The sequence below is a fragment of the Campylobacter concisus genome, from assembly GCF_002914195.1.
GTDB classification, from domain to species: domain Bacteria; phylum Campylobacterota; class Campylobacteria; order Campylobacterales; family Campylobacteraceae; genus Campylobacter_A; species Campylobacter_A concisus_M.
Window position 1 is genome coordinate 1 of sequence record NZ_PPAU01000076.1, and the last position, 510, is coordinate 510.

Sequence of the window (510 nt, forward strand, 5' to 3'; positions counted from 1 at the left end):
TTGGCAAGTACCTTGCAGTGGGCGAAGGTATCGATGACATTGACGTGGCAAAGGAGAAATTTAACCATGCACTACACGGGGTAAATGTGCTTATTAGCGAGATCAGGATCAAAGAAGAGGAGCTAAAAAGCCTAAAAAATGAGCTAGCAGACGGCGATAGAAGGCTTGAGAGCTACTACTCAGCCAAGCAGATAGAGGAGCTTTTATCTCCGCTTGAGAGCGAGCTTGCCAGCGTTAGTGACGAGCTTGGCGCTAAAAAGGCGGAGGCAGAGGAGCTAACAAGGCTTGTTAGTCAAAATGAAGCATTGCAGGAGTATTTAAATTTACCGCAAAAGCCAGCTTTTTTTGCCTTTCAGCAAATTTTTAAGACAGAGGCCTTTGAAAGATATAATGACGAGGCGCTAAAGGTCGGCGAGATAAACCGCCAGATAGCCGAGCAAAATTTAAAAGCAAGCAAGCAAAATGGCGAGAGCAAAGAGAAAAACGAGGCAAGGTTAAATGAATTAAAAG

At 44.3% G+C, this 510-nt stretch carries 1 protein-coding gene; it reads left to right on the top strand.

What is annotated here, in order from left to right; translation table 11 throughout:
• On the top strand, positions 1-510 hold a 510-nt coding region (locus CYP28_RS01950), incomplete at both ends, for a hypothetical protein (RefSeq protein WP_181000408.1).